The organism is Gilvimarinus agarilyticus (genome assembly GCF_000832015.1).
GTDB classification, from domain to species: Bacteria; Pseudomonadota; Gammaproteobacteria; order Pseudomonadales; family Cellvibrionaceae; genus Gilvimarinus; species Gilvimarinus agarilyticus.
The window spans coordinates 2,279,270-2,296,930 of the sequence record NZ_JXCJ01000001.1; the positions used below are offsets into that span (position 1 = coordinate 2,279,270).

Here is a 17,661-nt window from a genome sequence, read left to right on the forward strand (position 1 = left end):
GGAAACAGATTATGCGCAGTGAATACTGTGGCGCTTTAAATGCCTCATTTATCGACCAAGAAGTCACTTTGTGTGGCTGGGTTGATCGTCGCCGCGACCACGGTGGTGTTATTTTTATCGATCTGCGAGACCGCGATGGTATTGTGCAGGTGGTATTTGATCCGGATACCAAAGAGAACTTTGCCCTGGCCGACAAAGTCCGTGGCGAATACGTATTGCAAGTTACCGGCAAAGTGCGTGCCCGCGATGCAGCCACGGTTAACGCTAATATGGCCACCGGTGAGGTTGAGGTTTACGGCACCGCGCTGGAGATTCTCAACGAAGCTGAGACGACGCCGTTTCCGCTGTCAGAGCACTCGAGCGTTGGTGAGGATGTGCGCCTTAAATACCGCTACCTCGATTTGCGTCGTAACGAGATGCAAAAAGGCCTGCAGTTTCGCTCTAAGGTAACCATTGCCATTCGTAACTATCTGGACGAAAACGGCTTTTTGGATATCGAAACGCCGATTCTGACCCGCGCCACCCCCGAGGGTGCCCGGGATTATCTGGTGCCCTCACGTACCCACGAAAACAAGTTTTTTGCTTTGCCGCAATCGCCCCAGCTGTTTAAGCAGCTGCTGATGGTGTCGGGTTTTGATCGCTACTACCAGATCGCCAAATGTTTTCGTGATGAAGACTTGCGCGCCGACCGTCAGCCAGAGTTTACCCAAATTGATATCGAAACCTCGTTTATGGACGAGGAAGGTATTATGGCGATTACCGAGGGCATGATTAAAAAGCTCTTTGGCGACTTGATGAGCGTCGATTTGGGCGAGTTTCCGCGTATGGATTACGCCACAGCCATTGCGAAATACGGCTCGGATAAGCCGGATATGCGTATTCCGCTAGAGATGGTGGACGTTAAAGATTTGATGCTGGATGTGGACTTTAAAGTGTTCTCTGGCCCCGCCAAAGACCCGAAAGGCCGTGTCACTGCGCTTAAAGTCCCAGGTGGCAACGATAAACTGACCCGTAAGCAGATCGACGACTACACCAAGTTTGTCGGTATTTACGGCGCTAAAGGCTTGGCCTATATCAAGGTCAACGATAAGGCCGACCTGGAAAATGGCCTGCAATCGCCCATTGTGAAGTTTCTGCCTAACGACGTGCGCGGCGCTATCCTCGAGCGCTTAGAGGCCGACAACGGCGATCTGATCTTCTTCGGTGCCGACAAAGCTAATATCGTTACCGAAGCGCTGGGCGCTTTGCGCTGCAAGCTGGGTGAGGATCTCGATCTTTACACCTGCGAGTGGGCACCCTTGTGGGTGGTTGACTTCCCGATGTTTGAAGAGGGCGATGACGGCTCGATGCAGGCTTTGCACCATCCGTTTACCGCGCCTTCATGCTCGCCCGATGAGCTTAAAGCCAATCCGGGCACAGCGCTGTCGCGCGCCTACGACATGGTACTTAACGGTACCGAGCTCGGTGGTGGTTCGGTGCGTATCCACAATCAGTCGATGCAGCAAGCCGTGTTCGATATCCTCGGTATCAGTGCCGAAGAGCAGCGCGAAAAGTTTGGCTTTTTGCTGGATGCTCTTAAGTACGGCGCGCCGCCGCACGGAGGTTTGGCCTTTGGTCTCGATCGCCTGATTATGTTGATGACCGGTGCCAGCTCGATTCGCGATGTGATCGCCTTCCCTAAAACCCAGAGTGCGGCCTGTGTGATGACCGACGCTCCCGGTGCGGTGGATGCGGCCCAGCTGCGCGAGTTACATATTCGTTTGCGTCAAAAAGAGCAAAAAGAAAAAGCCGCCGAGTAATACCGGGCGGGAAGGCCTGAAATCGGGCCCTAAAAACGGCCGGGCTTGCCCGGCCGTTTTGCGTTACCTACTCAGAAAAACTCAGATAAAAGCGGAGTCGACTATGGCTGGCCACAGTAAATGGGCAAACATTAAACACCGCAAAGCCGCTCAAGATGCCAAGCGCGGCAAGGTATTCACCAAAATTATTCGCGAGTTGTCGGTGGCTGCCAAAGGCGGCGATAACCCCGATGACAACCCGCGCCTGCGTGCTGCCATGGATAAAGCGCTGGGCGCCAATATGAAAAAAGACACCATCGACAAGGCCGTGGCGCGGGGCGCCGGTACCGCCGATGGTGATAATTACGAAGAGTGCACTTACGAGGGTTACGGTGTTGGCGGGGTTGCTGTGTTGGTTGAGTGCATGACTGACAACAAAAACCGCACCGTCGCCGAGGTGCGTCACGCGTTTAGTAAGCGCGGCGGCAACCTGGGCACCGATGGTTCGGTGGCTTACCTGTTTAGCAAAGTAGGGCAGCTTAACTACCCGCCAGAGGTAACTGAAGAGACGCTGATGGAGGCTGCACTTGAGGCGGGTGCTGAAGATGTGGTGGTGCATCGCGATGGCAGTAAAGAGGTCGAGACCGCCTTTGAAGATTATTTTGACGTAAAAGAGGCGTTGCAGGAGCAGGGGCTCGCCCCTGAGCAGTCGCAAATCACTATGAAGCCTTCAACGACGGTAGATCTGGATGCAGCCGGGGCAGAGAAGGTGATGGGCTTGGTGGATATGCTCGAAGATCTCGATGACGTGCAAAGCGTCTATACCAACGCCGAGATCAGTGATGCGGTACTGGATGAGCTTAATGGCTAGCTGTATTGCGCTGAGATGACGTCCGTGTGACACTTAAAAGCACAAAAGAGGCGCACGCTATGGCAATCATTATGGGAGTCGACCCGGGCTCTCGCAAAACTGGCTTTGGGCTGATCAATACGGTTGGCGGGCGCAGCGAATATATTACGAGCGGTGTTGTTCGTGTGCCGGATGTTAGTTTGCCCGAGCGCCTCAAAGTGATTTTTGACAGCGTTAGCGAGCTGATCGAGCGTTACATTCCCGAGCAATTTGCCATCGAGCAAGTGTTTATGGCGAAAAACGCCGGCTCCGCCTTAAAGTTGGGGCAGGCTCGGGGAGCCGCCATTGTCGCTGCGGTCAACCAGGGCGTACCCGTACACGAATACGAAGCGCGGAAGGTGAAGCAAGCCATTACTGGCACGGGAGCGGCCGATAAGCTGCAGGTGCAGCACATGGTGAAAACCTTACTCAAATTGCCTGCCGCCCCTCAGGAAGATGCCGCCGACGCGCTGGCCATTGCGTTATGTCATATAAACTCGCAGCAGCACCTGATAAAGCTCGCGACGGCGCGCAGCTTTCGGCGCGGGCGTGTGGTATAAAGCCCCTGATATTTTGGTTCTTGTGGTTAGGCGTTGGTTTGTAGAAAAGCAGCTACGCAACCTAAGTAAAGCCAGACGACTATAACGATGTAGAGATTAATAGGTAAACATGATCGGACGACTGAGCGGCGTGCTGGTGGAAAAACAGGCACCTTTTCTATTGCTGGATGTACAGGGTGTCGGTTATGAGCTGCAGGCGCCGATGACAACGTTTTACGCCTTGCCTGAGGTTAATCMCCCCGCCACGGTTTATACCCACTTGGCCGTTAGCGATACGGCTCACCAACTGTTTGGTTTTGCCAAGCGCTCTGAGCGAGACCTGTTTCGCACCCTTATTAAAGTGAATGGCGTAGGTCCGAAAATGGCCGTGGCTATTCTATCGGGTATGGACGCCGAGCAGCTTTCCCGTTGCGTCCACGATGACAATGTGACCGCGTTGGTCAAGGTGCCTGGTGTTGGCAAAAAAACCGCAGAAAGGCTAATTATTGAATTGCGCGATAAACTTGTGGCCGCCCCCGGTGCCGACCTGCTAAGTGACCCGGTAGCCAGTGGCGATAATCCGCGGGATGAGCGAGATGAGGCCGAGAGTGCCTTGATTAGCCTGGGTTACAAACCAACCGAGGCGGCAAAGATGGTGTCCGCCGCAGCGCGCACCAATGAGTCCGCCGGGGCCCAGGAGCTTATTCGGCTCTCGCTCAAGCGTATCGCAAGCTAGGTATTTAGGATGATAGAAACCGACCGCCTTATTGCTCCTGAGCCGAGCTCCCGCGAAGAGCAGCTCGACCGGGCTATCCGCCCAAAATCGCTCGCCGAGTACGTGGGCCAGCCAGCGGTGCGCGAGCAAATGGAAATTTTTATCGAAGCCGCCAAAAAACGTGGCGAGTCGCTCGATCACACCCTGATTTTTGGCCCGCCGGGGCTCGGCAAAACCACGCTGGCGAATATTATCGCGCAAGAGATGGGCGTATCGCTCAAAAGTACGTCGGGCCCGGTGCTTGAAAAAGCCGGTGATCTGGCGGCGCTTATGACCAATTTAGAGCCGGGTGATGTACTTTTTATCGATGAGATTCATCGTTTAAGCCCGGTAGTGGAAGAGATCTTGTATCCGGCGATGGAGGATTTTCAGCTGGATATCGTGATTGGCGAAGGGCCTGCGGCGCGTTCTATCAAACTCGATTTGCCTCCGTTCACTCTGGTGGGGGCAACCACCCGGGCCGGGCTGTTAACCTCGCCGCTGCGCGACCGGTTTGGCATTGTGCAACGGCTCGAGTTTTACAATATTGCCGATCTCACGCACATTGTGGCGCGTTCGGCTAATTTGTTGGGGATGCCCACCGAGCCCGAGGGCGCGGCCGAAGTGGCCAAGCGCTCGCGCGGTACGCCGCGTATTGCCAATCGCCTGTTGCGTCGCGTGCGAGACTACGCCGAAATTAAAGCCGATGGCACCATTGACGCCAATGTGGCCGACTTAGCGCTTAATATGCTCAAGGTCGATGCGCGTGGCTTCGATCATATGGATCGACGCTTGTTGCTGGCCATGATGGATAACTTTCTCGGCGGCCCGGTGGGTATCGATTCGCTGGCGGCGGCGATTAGTGAAGAGCGCGGCACCATCGAAGACGTGATTGAGCCCTATTTGATTCAGCAGGGCTTTGTTTCGCGCACCCCACGCGGGCGGATTTTAACTGCGCTCGCCTATGAGCATTTTGGCATCGATGTGCCCGCCAGATTAAGCCATCCGCAATGAGTCTGGCCGATAAATCACAGAGCCTTAGCGGCGCCTTCTCGATACCGGTCAGGGTCTATATCGAAGATACGGATGCCGGTGGAATTGTCTACTACGTCAATTACCTAAAATTTATGGAGCGCAGCCGTACAGAATTTTTGCGCCAATACGGTTATGATAAGCCGGCTATTTTAGAAGACGGTACTTTGTTGGTTGTGCACAAGGCCGAGGTCAATTACCGCCGCTCGGCGCGGCTGGACGATTTATTAACGGTTACCACCGAGGTTGATACCTTGGCGCGTACCAATGTAGTGTTTAAACAGCGCATCTATCGTGGGAACGAATTGCTTTGCGAGGGTCTAATTCGCATCGCGTGTGTTAACCCCGATACCATGAGGCCGTGTGCAATGCCTGCGGTAATGCGCGAGAAAATTGCCAAAGGTGGGTGATTTTTAATCATTTGTCGGTGCGCATGTTAACGCAACTGAAATAATGGGAAGGTTGTGCCCGCAGTTGGGTGTAACCACGGAATAACTTTAAGAGCTGAACGATTTATGCCAAATGAACATTCGTTATCCATCTGGGGATTAATTGCCAACGCCAGCTTATTGGTACAAATGGTCATGGCACTGTTATTTCTGGCATCCATCGTTTCGTGGGTCATGATTATTCAGCGCGGCATGTACCAGCGCCGTGCGCGGGCCAAATTTTTAGCGTTTGAAAAACAGTTTTGGTCGGGTATCGACTTAAATCAGCTCTACCGCCAGAGTAATGGCCGTACCGGTAAAAATGCGGTCGATGGGGTCGAAAATATTTTTCGCGCCGGCTTTAAAGAGTTTACCCGGTTGCGTTCTCAGTCGAGTGCTGACTCGGATGCGGTGATGGAAGGCTGTCAGCGTGCGATGCGGGTTGCGCTGGCGCGTGAGGAAGAAAAGCTCGAAGCTAACTTGCCATTTTTGGCGAGTGTGGCTTCGGTCAGCCCCTACGTTGGGCTGTTTGGTACGGTGTGGGGCATTATGAACTCGTTCCGTGGCCTTGCGAACGTGCATCAGGCTACCTTGGCCACTGTGGCCCCGGGTATTTCCGAGGCGCTGGTGGCGACCGCGATGGGGCTGTTTGCCGCCATTCCCGCTGTTTTAGCCTACAACCGCTACTCGGCGCGGGCAGAAACTATGGAGAATAATTATCAGACCTTTGCCGAAGAGTTTTCGGCAATTTTGCACCGCCAGGTGCACAGTAAACAAGTCTCTTCTTGATTCTGATAACCGGCGATTACAGGCAGCAAAATGGCAGCGTTTGGCCCGAAAGTTAAAAAGAAACCCATGGCAGAGATCAACGTCGTGCCCTATATCGACGTGATGCTGGTGCTGTTGGTGGTGTTTATGGTGACCGCGCCGATGCTAATGCAGGGTGTGCAGGTGGATTTACCGCAGGCGCCATCTGAGCCCATCGACGATAAAGAAGATGAGCCACTTATTGTGTCAGTCGATAAGTCCGGCGCTTACTACATTGAGCTTGGTGGCGAGCCCAAACAAGCTAAACCCTTGCCTGATATTACCGCCATGGTTAGTAAGGTGTTGGGCGAAAAACCCACCACGCCGGTACTGGTGTGGGGGGATAGCGAAGTGAGCTACGGCGTAGTGGTTTCTTTGATGACCGAGCTACAGGGGGCCGGTGCGCCCTCGGTGGGCTTAGTGACAGACCCACCTAAGTGATGGGCTCTATCACCCTATGAATTGGCGTAACTTATATACCCTTCCGGTTATTATTAGCGTTGGCTTGCACCTGGTTTTGGTGCTGGCTATCACTATTGGCTGGGAGTCAACCATTGACCCCACACCGCGCGTGTTTAAGCCCAATGTGGTGCAGGCGAAGTTGGTGGAGCTCAAGGCCAAAGATACGGCGGAGCCGGCGCAAAAAAAGACTAATGTCATTGATCTGACCAAAAAGCGCGAGCTGGAGCAGCAACAAGCGGCCGCGGCAAAAAAAGCCAAAGAAGAAGCTGCGCGCAAAGCCCGAGTCGAGCGCGAGAAAAAAGCCAAAGCTGAGGCCGAGCGCAAACGTAAACTTGAAGAGCAGCGCCAGGCAGAAGCCGAGGCTAAACGCCGCGCCGAGAAAGCTGCACAAGAAAAGGCCGAGCGCGAGCGGCAAGAGCGCATTGCCCAAGAGCGCCTGGATGAAGCGATGCGTAAAGAAGAGCAGCAGCACCAGGCCGAGCTTGCCGAGGCGCAAAGCCAAAGCTACGTCAATATGATCGCTTCACGTATTGAGCAAAATTGGAGCCGGCCACCCTCGGCACGCCGTGGAATGCAGGTCGAGCTCTTGATACAGTTGGTGCCAACAGGCCAGGTGGTGAATGTTACCGTCACTAAAAGTAGTGGCAACGCGGCCTTCGATCGCTCGGCCGAGCAGGCGGTGCGCCGCATCGACCGTTTTAGCGAGCTCAAAAATATGTCGCCCGAGCTGTTTGAGCAGAATTTTCGCCAGTTAAGATTAGTCTTTAACCCCAAGGATTTACGATTGTGAGAAAACTACTAGCGCTGTTATTTTGTTGTTTTGTGTCGCCGGCATTTGCCCAGCTCACCATCGAGATTACCCAGGGCGTCGATAACCCCACCCGCATCGCTGTTGTGCCAATGGGGTGGGGCGGTACGGCGCCCTTGCCAGAAGACGTTGCCGAAATTGTATCGGCCGACTTACAGCGCAGCGGGCAGTTTGACCCGGTGGCGCGTACCAGCATGTTGTCGTTTCCGACCAAGCCGGAGGACGTCTTTTATCGCGATTGGCGTGCTATGGGCGCTGAGTATTTGCTTGTCAGCAGCGCTGAACAACGCGGGGGTCGCTATTTTGTGACCTACGATGTGTTTGATGTTCTGGCCCAGCGCAAGGTGATTAGCTCAGGCAAGGTCGACGGTAGCCCTGAGCAATTGCGTGATATTGCTCACCATATTAGCGACAAAGTGTACGAAAAGATTACCGGTATTCGCGGGGCGTTTTCGACCCAGGTACTGTATGTAGAGGCCTTCCAACAGGAGGGGCAGGATGACAACTTTCGGTTGATGCTGGCCGATGCCGACGGTGCGCGCTCGCGCTTATTGTTGGAGTCGAGTGAGCCACTGCTGTCGCCCACCTGGTCACCCGATGGCCGGGAAATCGCTTATGTGTCCTTTGAGACAACACGCCCGGCGATCTTCAAGCAAAATTTGGCTACCGGTCAACGTGAGCAGCTAACCAATTTCACCGGTTTAAACGGTGCACCGGCGTTTTCTCCGGATGGCAATAAGCTTGCCATGGTACTCTCAAAAGACGGCAACCCGGAGATTTACACGCTAGACTTACGCACACGACAATTTACCCGGGTGACTAATCATTACGCGATTGATACCGAGCCGAGCTGGACAGCCGAGGGCGATGGTGTCGTATTTACCTCAAATCGCGGCGGTAAGCCACAAATTTATAAAGTGACACTTGCCAGCGGGCGGGTAGAGCGCTTAACCTTCGATGGCGAGTACAACGCTCGCGGGCGAGTCTCAAAAGACGGAAAAACCCTGGTTATGGTCCACCAGCGCAATGGCGTATTTCACATTGCGGCGCAGGATCTTACTACCGGGACTTTACGGATATTAACCGAGACAAACCTCGATGAATCGCCTACTATAGCGCCTAATGGGGCTATGTTGCTGTACGCGACACGGTTTGGGGGAAAGGGTATACTGGCAGCGGTTTCACTGGATGCCGGTACAAAGTATCGTTTGCCATCTAAGCAGGGAGATGTAAGGGAGCCTGCTTGGTCGCCATTTTTTAACTGATTGTTCAGTTTGCTCAAAAAATCAACAACTTGATCGGAGTTAATCATGATTACTAAAGCAATGAAACAGGGTTTAAGTTTTGCATTTGTCATGGCTTTCCTTGTGGGCTGTTCTAGCACAGACACCAAAACCGACGAAGATGCGGCGGGTACTGGCGCTAACGGCGGTGTAACAACCGGTACCGCGGATGGAAGCGGACTGGGTTCCAGCGATGGCATGAACGACGGCATGGAAGAGCTGGATAAAGTTATTTACTTTGACTTCGATCAGGCAGTGCTGCTGCCAGCTGCGCGCTCTTTGTTATTGGCTCACGCCGAGCGCCTGCGCAACTCTGATGCGTCTGCGCGTCTTGAAGGTCACGCGGATGAGCGCGGTTCGCGCGAATACAACATGGCCCTGGGTGAGCGTCGTGCCAATGCCGTACGTGACTTCCTGGTTCTGCAAGGCGTAAGCCGCTCAAACCTTGAAGTTATCAGCTACGGTGAAGAGCGTCCGTTGGCACTCGGCAGCGGTGAGTCTTCATGGAGCAAAAACCGTCGCGTAGAAATCGACTACTAAGAGTCACTGCGTGATGAGAGCCCATCTGTTAGTTGCAGCCACGTTGGTGGCTGCCGTTTCGACAGCACAGGCTCAGGTTCAGGTTACCGACTCCTCGCCGCAATCGGCGGCGGGGCGTTCGGCTGATATCAATGTTCCTGGTGCCCGTCAATCTGTACCTACCCCATCTAATAGTAATCCTCAGGCCGAGTTGTTTTACCAGCTGCAAGCGTTGCAGCAAGAGGTGATGACTTTGCGCGGGCTGGTCGAAGAGCAGGCGTTTGAGCTTAAGCGGCTTAAACAGCAGCGTCTGGACGACTATCTAGATCTTGATCGTCGCGTTAGCGCCTTGACCACAGGAGCGGCAGGCACTGCGGCTGCTACCCCCCGAACGGCGGGTGCGCCTTCTGAGTCGGAGGCAAGTTTTACGCCTGATCCGGCGCCCACAGTAAGTGCTGGCGGTGCAGATGCTATCGCGGCCAAATCGGTGACACCGGCGGATGCCTCCGAATCTGAGGTTTACGGTGCGGCCTACGAGTTACTGCGTCAGCGTCAAGTGGATGAATCCATTGCGGCCTTTAAAGACCACTTAACCCGCTTTCCGAATGGTGAGTACACGGGTAATAGTTATTATTGGCTGGGTGAAATTTACTTGCTCAAGAATGATCTGCCAGCGGCCCAGCAGTGGTTTAGTGACTTGCTGCGGGAGTTTCCGGATAGCCGAAAGGTGCCCGATGCGCAGTTTAAGCTGGGCAAGGTCTATCACCTGCAAGGTCAGGATGCTCGCGCCAAAGAGCTGCTAAATATTGTGGCCTCCAGCAATTCTGATGCCTCACGTTTGGCGCAGCAATACCTCAAAGAAAGTTTTTAAAAATGGCCGAGCCTCGCTCGAGGCTCGTTCTTTTTTATACCTGCTCCTAGCATAACCACACCGCGCGCTCCACGAGATGACTCAGTCTCCAATCCTGTTTGGGGTTGCGGAGTGTAAGCTTCGATGATAGTGTACTAGTACATGAATACGGATGAGCAAAGCTTAAATGAGTTGGTGGACTATCTGCTGCAGGCCGATAGTGCAGACCGCTTGCGTGACATACTGGAGGGATTGCTAACTCCGGCTGAGTTGCACGCCATCCCGCAGCGCCTACAGATTACGCGATTGCTTAAGGCTGGGGTCTCTCAGCGCGACGTCGCAAAGCGGCTCGGCGTGGGTATTGCGACCGTCACTCGAGGCTCGCGAGCGCTGCAAGCCGGACAGTTGGACAATATTTAAGGTTGAATTATGACGAAGCCGGAAAAAATTCAGATTCCGCGCAAGCCCAATTACGTCACACTCGCGACTGAGTGTGACTTCTTTGAGTTGTTTAAAAAAATCGAAAAGCGCTTTGATAATTGTTTTTTGTTGGAGTCGCTGGGTGAAGAGAGTCACATCTCGCGCTATTCGCTTATTGGATTTGATCCCTGCCAATTATTTTCGGCTCGTGACAAGGCGCTTACCATTACCGAGCGCGATGGTTCGTCAGTCGATTACCCCAGTGACAACCCGTACTATTTGCTGCGCGATATTATGCCGCAGGATATTTTGTCTCGTGGTTATGCCGGTGGGTTAACCGGGTATATTGGCTACGACTGCATGAACTACTTTGAGCCAAGCATGAGTATTCAGTCGAGCGAGCACTTTGCGGCATTTAAGTTTGGTTTGTATAAAGACGGTTTGATTTTAGACAAGATGACCGCTGAGATATTTTATTTTTACTACGATGACGATCGTCAGGCGCTGGTGCAGGAGCTGATAGCGCAAGAGTATAGCGGTGATGGTCAATTAAGTGTAACCCCTTTAGGGGATACGATGGATCGCGCTGGACATGAGGCGGCGGTCGAAAAGGTCAAGCAGGACATTATTGAAGGTAAAATATTTCAGTGTGAGGTGGGGTTTAAAACCGAGTTTAAAGTCTCGGGTGATACCGTTAATGTCTATCAGTCGATGCGTGAAATTAACCCGTCACCACAAATGTATTATTTAAAGTTTGCCGACGAGAAGATCATTGGCGCAAGCCCCGAGTTGCTGTTCCGTTTGCGCCAAGGCGAGATGGAAACCTACCCGCTAGCCGGAACGGCAGCGCGAGGTGCCACAGAGGCAGAAGATAAAAAGCTAGCGCGTACGTTGCTTAATGACCCCAAAGAGATCGCCGAGCACAACATGATTGTCGATTTGCATCGCAATGATATTGGGCGTGTTGCTCAGTTTGGGACGGTAAAGGTGCGCAATTTGATGGACATCAAGCGCTTTAGCCATGTGCAACATATCTCTAGTGAGATTGTCGGTATTATGGCCGACTCCGAGGATATGTTCACCGCTTTAGCTAGCAACTTTCCCGCTGGCACCTTAACTGGTGCACCCAAAATTGAAGCCATGAAAATCATCGACGAGCTGGAGCCCGATGGTCGCGGCCCCTATGGTGGTGCCGTGGGGCACTTCTCTTTCAATGGCGATTGCACGTTTGCTATTCCTATTCGCACTTTGTTTGTTAGTGGTGAGTACGGCTACGTACAAACCTGTGGCGGCAATGTTTACGACTCAAACGCCGCGGATGAATATCAAGAGATTCAGCGCAAGTTTGCAGGGACCAAAAAGGTGCTGGATACCTATAAGCCGGGTGCGCAGGAGGCGAGCGAATGAAAGTTTTAATAATTGATAATTACGATTCGTTTACCTACAACCTGTATCAGTATGTGGGTGAAGTGTTAACGGCCGAGAAATCCCGTGGCAGCATTGAGGATTTTACGGTTAGCGTAAAGCGCAATAACGAGGTCACATTGAGTGATGTACGAGCCTGGCAGCCTGATCGTATTATTATCTCGCCGGGGCCAGGATCGCCAGATGATAAAGCTTATTTTGGTGTGTGTGCTGAGGTTATTCTTGAGCTGGGTAAATCTACTCCTCTGTTAGGTGTTTGTCTTGGTATGCAAGGTATCACCCATGTATTTGGCGGTAAGGTGGTTAAGGCGGGGCTTCCTGTTCACGGTAAAACCAGCCCAATTTACCACGATGAAAATGGCGTGTTTGCCGGGGCACCGCAGCAGCTTGATATCATGCGTTATCACTCCTTGGTGGCGGATCCTGCCAGTTTACCTGAGTGTTTAGAGTTGACGGCTGTCGTGGCACAGATCGGCCAGAGTAGCTTGGCGGAGGCTAAGCGCGATGGGGCACCCATGGAGATTATGGGGGTACGCCATAAAGAGTATCCCATCGAGGGCATTCAGTTTCATCCTGAGTCGTTTGCGACAGAGGGTGGTAAAGAGCTGTTAAAGCAGTTTTTGTTTAACGTAGCGAGCTAAGTTGTGTGAATGCTTGTCCGGGCTTGCCGCCCCGGATCGCCGTGCACAGGCGCTAAGGAAGGGTGCGTGCCGGCCGCTTGGGCGCGCCTCTCAGTGGCGCGGCTCAGCCGGCGCCACTGATGTGGGGTGAGATTAAAACCAGTAAGAAAATGTTGCAGAGCTAGTGTCGATGCCGTGGTTCGGCTTTTTGATGTTGGCGTTAGAGTAGTGAATAAAGGTAAATGCCACCTCAAACTGCTGCTGGCTGCCAAGGCGTGTACCAAAAGAGAGTTTGTCTTCAAATTGAAAGTGGCTGCCAAAGTCTGCGCCGGTAAAGGTATCGGATTTGATCCAGGTTTCACTGATGTAGCTAACGCCTATTCCTGCCTCCACAAACGGGGCTAGGCCAAAGTCGTAGGCGTCTCGCTGCAGGCGAAACACCGGCGTTAAAAACACCCCGTATAAAGAGTCTGCCGCGTCGCGATACTGGGTCGCGTCTGAGTTGCTTTCGAGGTAAAAACCACCCGCTTCGAACTGGCCAGTAAGGTACCAGTTGCCCTCTGGGTCATCGAACCAGCGTTTGTCCCAGCCAAATCTACCGGCAATACGGTAAAAATCGTGATCCATATCGCTCGGCCCTACGGCGATTGTGATGCCGTGGTTATTGGATGTGTCGGCGAGAGCGCCACTGCAAGGGAGAAACAATAACGTGAAGATGCAAGCTATTAAGCGTAGTGTGGCGCTAACCATAAATTATCTCGTTGTGTGTTCCGGTGGGGCCAGAGTTGCTTGCGCTAAATTATCGGTAGTTTTGGCAGAAAATACAACGAAGGAGGTGAGCGAGTGGTGTGTCACTCGCTCGGGTTTGATGAGGATGCTTAATAGGCGCCGCGAATATGCGCTGCGACAGACTCGCTGTAAAACCTGCGAAGGTCATCGTGCAGCGCTTTGGGGAGCGGCTCAAGGTCGCTCACTTTGGCGTTCTCAGTGACTTGTTGCGCCCGGCTTGCCCCCGGGATTATCGTGCTGACGGCAGGTTGGTCGAGTATCCAGCGCATCGCCATTTGCGCGGTGGAGTAACCTTCGGGGGTTTTGTTTTTAATCGCCTCGGCCAGCTCAACACCTTTTGCAAACGGGATGCCGGCAAAGGTTTCGCCCACGTTAAACATTTGCCCGTCTTGGTTGAAGTGGCGGTGGTCGGTTTTATCAAACTCAGTGTGAGCATGAAACTTGCCGCTAAGTAGCCCGCTGGCAAGTGGCAGTCGGGCAATGATGCCGATGTTTTTTTCGAGCGCCATTGGCAGTAGCTCGTCGAGCAGCTTTTGGCGGAAGATATTAAATATCACCTGCAGTGAGCTGAGGTCATCGTGCTGCGCGCAAATCAAACCCTCTTCGACCGTTTCGACGCTGGCGCCAAAAAATTTGACGTGCTTTTCTTGCTGCATGGAGCGCAGCCAGTCAAAAATTTCACCTCGTGCCATGACTTCGGTCGGGATGCAGTGCAGCTGAATTAAATCGATTTGATCGCGCTGTAGTCGGTCTTGAGCTCGCTTCAGGCTGTCGCGTAAATCGCTTAGAGAGTAGCCGTCGGGGTACGTGCCTGCGGCCCGGCCGTATTTGGTGGCGATGATTGGCTCAGGGATGGTGTTGCAGAGGTACTCGCCGACATATCTTTCGCTCGCACCGTCGCCGTAAACGTCGGCGGTATCAAAAAAGTTAATGCCCGCCTCGAGTGCAGCAGAAAAAATACCATCCACCGTGGACTGGGTAATTGGACCAAAATCCCCGCCTAGTTGCCAGCAGCCGAGGCCTACCTCGCTGATGTTAAAGCCAGTATTGCCGAGGGTGCGAGTTTTCATGGGCGCTCCTTGTGGTGCGTGTGATCAGTAGTATTGGTCGAAGTGACTTTATGGCCGCTATGCTAGCACGTGTTCGGCTTGGTGTGGTTTTGACTTTGCTTGGGGCGGCCGCCAAATTACTCTGTGAGGCAGGCTGGATCAAAGGTGTAGTAGCCCTCTAGCCAGTCGGCCACCTCGGCCGCCATGGCGCTATTCTCCCCAAGTGTGCGATAGCGCTCGGTAAGGAGGTTGCGCTGCGCAGTGGTCATGCCGTCGAGCCCTTCGCAAGCAAAAAAGGCAGCGTCTCGTGTGAGCGCTGCGCGAAGCTCGGCAGGGCATAGTTGGTCGAGTAGTGTCGTAAACAACGTTTCTGGTTGGTAATGTGCATCGCGGTAGGCGTGGGGCAGGCTGGCTAGGGCAAGTTTAGACAGTTGAAACTGGTTCATCGGGTTAACGGCGTGGCCCGCGATCAAGTCACCTATTTGCGCGCGATCGGTTGAATAGGGGGCCAGGTAAAGATGTTTTGATTTGACGGCGCCGTCGTTCACCGGGTAGTTGTCCCATAAAAAAGGCAGGCGCCCCAAGCGGTCGGCGACATCGGATAAGTGTGTGCGGGTAAAGTGTTCGGTGCAGACTTTGGGGCCGGTCCAGAATATGTTGATGGCCGGATCCAGTTGCTGCCCAAGAGTCTCCCAGTAATGGTTGGGGCGCGCCCCAAACACCTTGGCGAGTACCGGGTCGTCACTGTAGTAAGTGGGGCAGAGCATGATCTGGTGGGCATTGCTATGTTCGGCTGCCTGGTGAGCCAGTTGTGTCTGAATGCTTGCCAGCTGTGGTATGTCGCCGCGCATATCATCAAACAGTAACGCGAGGATGTCAGGCTCAAGCTGATTGATGCGGGCGATTTTTTGGTGCAGGCAGGCGCTGTCTGTCTGGCCTTCAGGCGTGCACAGGTCTAGCGGGCTTAGGCCGATGCCAAATTCGATGCCGGCAGCTCGGTAGTGGTCTCTAAGGGTGGTTAGGTTGGCCCATTCGCTTTGGCTCCAGTCCTGACGCCAGTGGCTGCGCAGCCGGTCGTCGCTTTTAGGGGCATAAAGGTAATAGCTGTACCCGGTTTGCTGTAAAAAGCCTGCCAGTTCGGTGCGCTGCTGCCAGTTCCAGCTGCGGCCAAAAAAGCCTTCGATAACCCCGAGTGGGATGTGCTGTGCCATGAAGTCGCCTTGTTTGAGGTGTTTGCGTACGCCCTTTGGGGCTCTAGCTTAATCTAGCTGGCGCGATGGTTAAAGCGCCATGGTTGGGGGCGGGGCGATGCTGTCAGATTGACATAAAGCCCCTAACTGCCTATGATAGCCGCCTTTTTGCACCGCTCTATTTCTGTGTTTGCCCGGTATTCTTAGGGCGCTCGCCGAGCAGGGTAAGTCCCTGAGCTGCCACGGTTTATTCTGTTCATGTTGCGCACCGTTTTGGCGCGTAAATGGCAGCCTGTGTAGAGTGGTGCGTTACTTAAACAGACCTGAACAGAGGATGCGGACCGCACATGTCTAGCCGTACCGAACTGACTGCCTGGCAGGCGCTTGAAGCACACGCTCAAGATATGCAAAAACAGCATATGAGCGATTTGTTTGACGAAGATGACCTGCGATTTGCTAAGTTTTCCCTTCAAGCCCCCAGTATCCTGCTCGACTACTCCAAAAACCTGATCACCGAAGACACTCGCAAAGCCCTGATAGACCTCGCAGAGGCCTGTGATGTGGAGTCGCTGCGTGACAAGATGTTTGCCGGCGAGAAAATCAACCGCACTGAAGACCGCGCTGTGCTGCATGTGGCGTTGCGTGATGGCTCTGGCGAACCACTTGAAGTCGATGGCGACGATGTGCGCGCTCAGGTAAAACATGAGCTAGAGCGTATGCGCTCGCTCGTGGCTCAAGTGCGCGGCGGCGATTGGCGTGGTTACACCGGTAAGGCAATGACGGATGTGGTCAGTATCGGTATCGGTGGCTCAAACCTTGGCCCTTTGATGGTCACCGAGGCGCTGGGCGGCTATAGCGATGGCAGCCTGAACGTCCACTATGTCTCCAATATCGACGGTTTCCAGATCGCTCAGGTTTTACGTGATCTTGACCCCGAGACCACGTTGTTTGTGGTGGCTTCAAAAACCTTTACAACCCTGGAGACCATGACCAACGCCAGCTCGGCTGAAACCTGGTTTTTAGACAAGGCAAAAGACAAGAGTTTTATCAATCGCCACTTTATTGCTGTCTCTTCCAATCGCCCTAAGGCGATGGAGTTTGGCGTTGCCGAAGAAAACATCTTTGATATGTGGGATTGGGTCGGTGGCCGCTTCTCGCTGTGGTCAGCCATTGGTTTGCCGATTGCCCTAAACCTTGGGATGGAGGTGTTTGAGGAGCTGCTGGAAGGTGCTTTTGAGATGGATCAGCACTTCTTAACCGAGCCTCTGTCGAAAAATGCCCCAGTCATGCTGGCCTTGATGGGTATTTGGAACAATAACTTTCTTGGCCGTAAGGCTCATGCACTGCTGCCGTACGATCAGTGCCTGCACCGTCTGCCGGCTTATATGCAGCAGGCCGAGATGGAGAGTAACGGCAAAAGCGTTAACTGGTCTGGCGAGCGTATTGATTACTCCAGCGTGCCTTTAATCTGGGGTGAGGTGGGTATTAATGGCCAGCACGCGTTTTACCAGTGCTTGCACCAGGGCACACAAATTGTGCCGGCTGACTTTATTGGCTCGGTTGAGCCCACGGTCGCGGTTAAAGGGCACCACGACGCCTTGATGGCTAACTTCTTTGCTCAATCCGAGGCGATGATGCGAGGCATTAGCGCCGACCAGGTGCGCGCAGAGCTGGGAGCCAAGGGAATGAGCCCGGAGCGCATTGAGGAGATCGTGAACCACAAGGTGCACGAAGGTAATCGCCCTACCAACACAATCTTGCTACAGAAAATCGATGCGCGCTCACTGGGCTCGCTGATTGCCATGTACGAACACAAGATATTTGTTCAGGGTATCATCTGGGAAGTCCACTCATTTGATCAGTGGGGCGTTGAGCTTGGCAAGGTGCTGGCGAACGGTATTTTGGCCGAAATGGCGCCAGAAGCTGAAGTTGGGGCGGGGCATGATGCCTCTACCCGCAATCTGTTAGAATACTACAAGAAAGCCCGATAACGGGCTCTGCGCATAGCAGGGCAAAAGG

General features: G+C 53.5%; 19 protein-coding genes. 16 read left to right on the forward strand and 3 right to left on the reverse strand.

From position 1 onward, the window contains the following. Nucleotides 1-11 precede the first annotated feature (11 nt). The 15 genes from aspS to SD69_RS09865 all read left to right on the forward strand — a co-directional run bounded on the left by aspS (nucleotide 12) and on the right by SD69_RS09865 (nucleotide 12,635). Nucleotides 12-1,799, forward strand: a complete 1,788-nt coding sequence (gene aspS, locus SD69_RS09795; protein ID WP_041523075.1) for an aspartate--tRNA ligase — start codon at nucleotides 12-14, stop codon at nucleotides 1,797-1,799. A gap of 103 nt (nucleotides 1,800-1,902) precedes the next feature. Beyond that, nucleotides 1,903-2,649 carry a YebC/PmpR family DNA-binding transcriptional regulator gene (locus tag SD69_RS09800; RefSeq protein WP_041523076.1) on the forward strand — a complete coding sequence of 249 codons (747 nt, stop codon included), beginning with the start codon at nucleotides 1,903-1,905 and terminating at the stop codon, nucleotides 2,647-2,649. Nucleotides 2,650-2,708: 59 nt separating this feature from the next. Next, a complete protein-coding gene (ruvC, locus tag SD69_RS09805; protein ID WP_041523077.1) occupies nucleotides 2,709-3,227 on the forward strand; it encodes a crossover junction endodeoxyribonuclease RuvC in 519 nt (172 codons plus the stop codon). A 109-nt stretch (nucleotides 3,228-3,336) separates the two neighbouring features. Continuing rightward, nucleotides 3,337-3,942, forward strand: a complete 606-nt coding sequence (ruvA, locus tag SD69_RS09810) for a Holliday junction branch migration protein RuvA (protein WP_041523078.1) — start codon at nucleotides 3,337-3,339, stop codon at nucleotides 3,940-3,942. Nucleotides 3,943-3,951: 9 nt separating this feature from the next. After that, nucleotides 3,952-4,974 carry a Holliday junction branch migration DNA helicase RuvB gene (gene ruvB, locus SD69_RS09815; protein ID WP_041523079.1) on the forward strand — a complete coding sequence of 341 codons (1,023 nt, stop codon included), beginning with the start codon at nucleotides 3,952-3,954 and terminating at the stop codon, nucleotides 4,972-4,974. Further along, nucleotides 4,971-5,402: a tol-pal system-associated acyl-CoA thioesterase gene (gene ybgC / locus SD69_RS09820; RefSeq protein WP_052481045.1), complete on the forward strand. Its 432-nt coding sequence runs from the start codon at nucleotides 4,971-4,973 to the stop codon at nucleotides 5,400-5,402. Before ruvB ends, ybgC begins: the two co-directional genes overlap by 4 nt. 105 nt (nucleotides 5,403-5,507) lie before the next feature. Next, nucleotides 5,508-6,209, forward strand: a complete 702-nt coding sequence (tolQ, locus tag SD69_RS09825; protein WP_041523080.1) for a protein TolQ — start codon at nucleotides 5,508-5,510, stop codon at nucleotides 6,207-6,209. A 30-nt stretch (nucleotides 6,210-6,239) separates the two neighbouring features. After that, on the forward strand, nucleotides 6,240-6,668 hold the full coding sequence (gene tolR, locus SD69_RS09830) for a protein TolR (RefSeq protein ID WP_041523081.1): 429 nt from the start codon (nucleotides 6,240-6,242) through the stop codon (nucleotides 6,666-6,668). A gap of 16 nt (nucleotides 6,669-6,684) precedes the next feature. Further along, nucleotides 6,685-7,479, forward strand: coding sequence for a cell envelope integrity protein TolA (gene tolA / locus SD69_RS09835; RefSeq protein WP_041523082.1), 795 nt, complete (start codon nucleotides 6,685-6,687; stop codon nucleotides 7,477-7,479). Further along, nucleotides 7,476-8,762 carry a Tol-Pal system beta propeller repeat protein TolB gene (tolB, locus tag SD69_RS09840; protein WP_052481046.1) on the forward strand — a complete coding sequence of 429 codons (1,287 nt, stop codon included), beginning with the start codon at nucleotides 7,476-7,478 and terminating at the stop codon, nucleotides 8,760-8,762. Before tolA ends, tolB begins: the two co-directional genes overlap by 4 nt. 45 nt (nucleotides 8,763-8,807) lie before the next feature. Beyond that, the gene (gene pal, locus SD69_RS09845) at nucleotides 8,808-9,320 is read left to right on the forward strand and encodes a peptidoglycan-associated lipoprotein Pal (RefSeq protein WP_084591539.1); all 513 of its coding nucleotides are present in this window, start codon (nucleotides 8,808-8,810) and stop codon (nucleotides 9,318-9,320) included. A gap of 13 nt (nucleotides 9,321-9,333) precedes the next feature. Continuing rightward, nucleotides 9,334-10,170 (forward strand): YbgF trimerization domain-containing protein, encoded by an 837-nt coding sequence (locus SD69_RS09850; RefSeq protein ID WP_041523083.1) that lies wholly within the window; start codon nucleotides 9,334-9,336, stop codon nucleotides 10,168-10,170. A gap of 141 nt (nucleotides 10,171-10,311) precedes the next feature. Then, a complete protein-coding gene (locus tag SD69_RS09855) occupies nucleotides 10,312-10,569 on the forward strand; it encodes a Trp family transcriptional regulator (RefSeq protein WP_041523084.1) in 258 nt (85 codons plus the stop codon). A gap of 9 nt (nucleotides 10,570-10,578) precedes the next feature. Further along, entirely contained in the window at nucleotides 10,579-11,976 is a 1,398-nt protein-coding gene (locus SD69_RS09860; RefSeq protein WP_041523085.1) for an anthranilate synthase component I family protein, read from the forward strand. Continuing rightward, the gene (locus SD69_RS09865) at nucleotides 11,973-12,635 is read left to right on the forward strand and encodes an anthranilate synthase component II (protein WP_041523086.1); all 663 of its coding nucleotides are present in this window, start codon (nucleotides 11,973-11,975) and stop codon (nucleotides 12,633-12,635) included. Before SD69_RS09860 ends, SD69_RS09865 begins: the two co-directional genes overlap by 4 nt. A 132-nt stretch (nucleotides 12,636-12,767) precedes the next feature. On the opposite strand, the gene SD69_RS09870 is transcribed toward SD69_RS09865, so the two are convergent. From SD69_RS09870 to SD69_RS09880, 3 genes are all read right to left on the reverse strand, one after another. Further along, nucleotides 12,768-13,241: an acyloxyacyl hydrolase gene (locus SD69_RS09870; protein WP_041524662.1), complete on the reverse strand. Its 474-nt coding sequence runs from the start codon at nucleotides 13,239-13,241 to the stop codon at nucleotides 12,768-12,770. Between the two features lie 251 nt (nucleotides 13,242-13,492). After that, a complete protein-coding gene (locus tag SD69_RS09875; RefSeq protein ID WP_041523087.1) occupies nucleotides 13,493-14,473 on the reverse strand; it encodes an aldo/keto reductase in 981 nt (326 codons plus the stop codon). 116 nt (nucleotides 14,474-14,589) lie between these two features. After that, complete coding sequence (locus SD69_RS09880; protein ID WP_041523088.1) at nucleotides 14,590-15,663, reverse strand: beta-N-acetylglucosaminidase domain-containing protein; 1,074 nt, start codon at nucleotides 15,661-15,663, stop codon at nucleotides 14,590-14,592. Nucleotides 15,664-15,989: 326 nt separating this feature from the next. On the opposite strand from SD69_RS09880, the gene pgi reads away from it, so the two are divergent. Further along, on the forward strand, nucleotides 15,990-17,633 hold the full coding sequence (gene pgi / locus SD69_RS09885; RefSeq protein WP_041523089.1) for a glucose-6-phosphate isomerase: 1,644 nt from the start codon (nucleotides 15,990-15,992) through the stop codon (nucleotides 17,631-17,633). The last annotated feature ends 28 nt before the right edge of the window (nucleotides 17,634-17,661 follow it).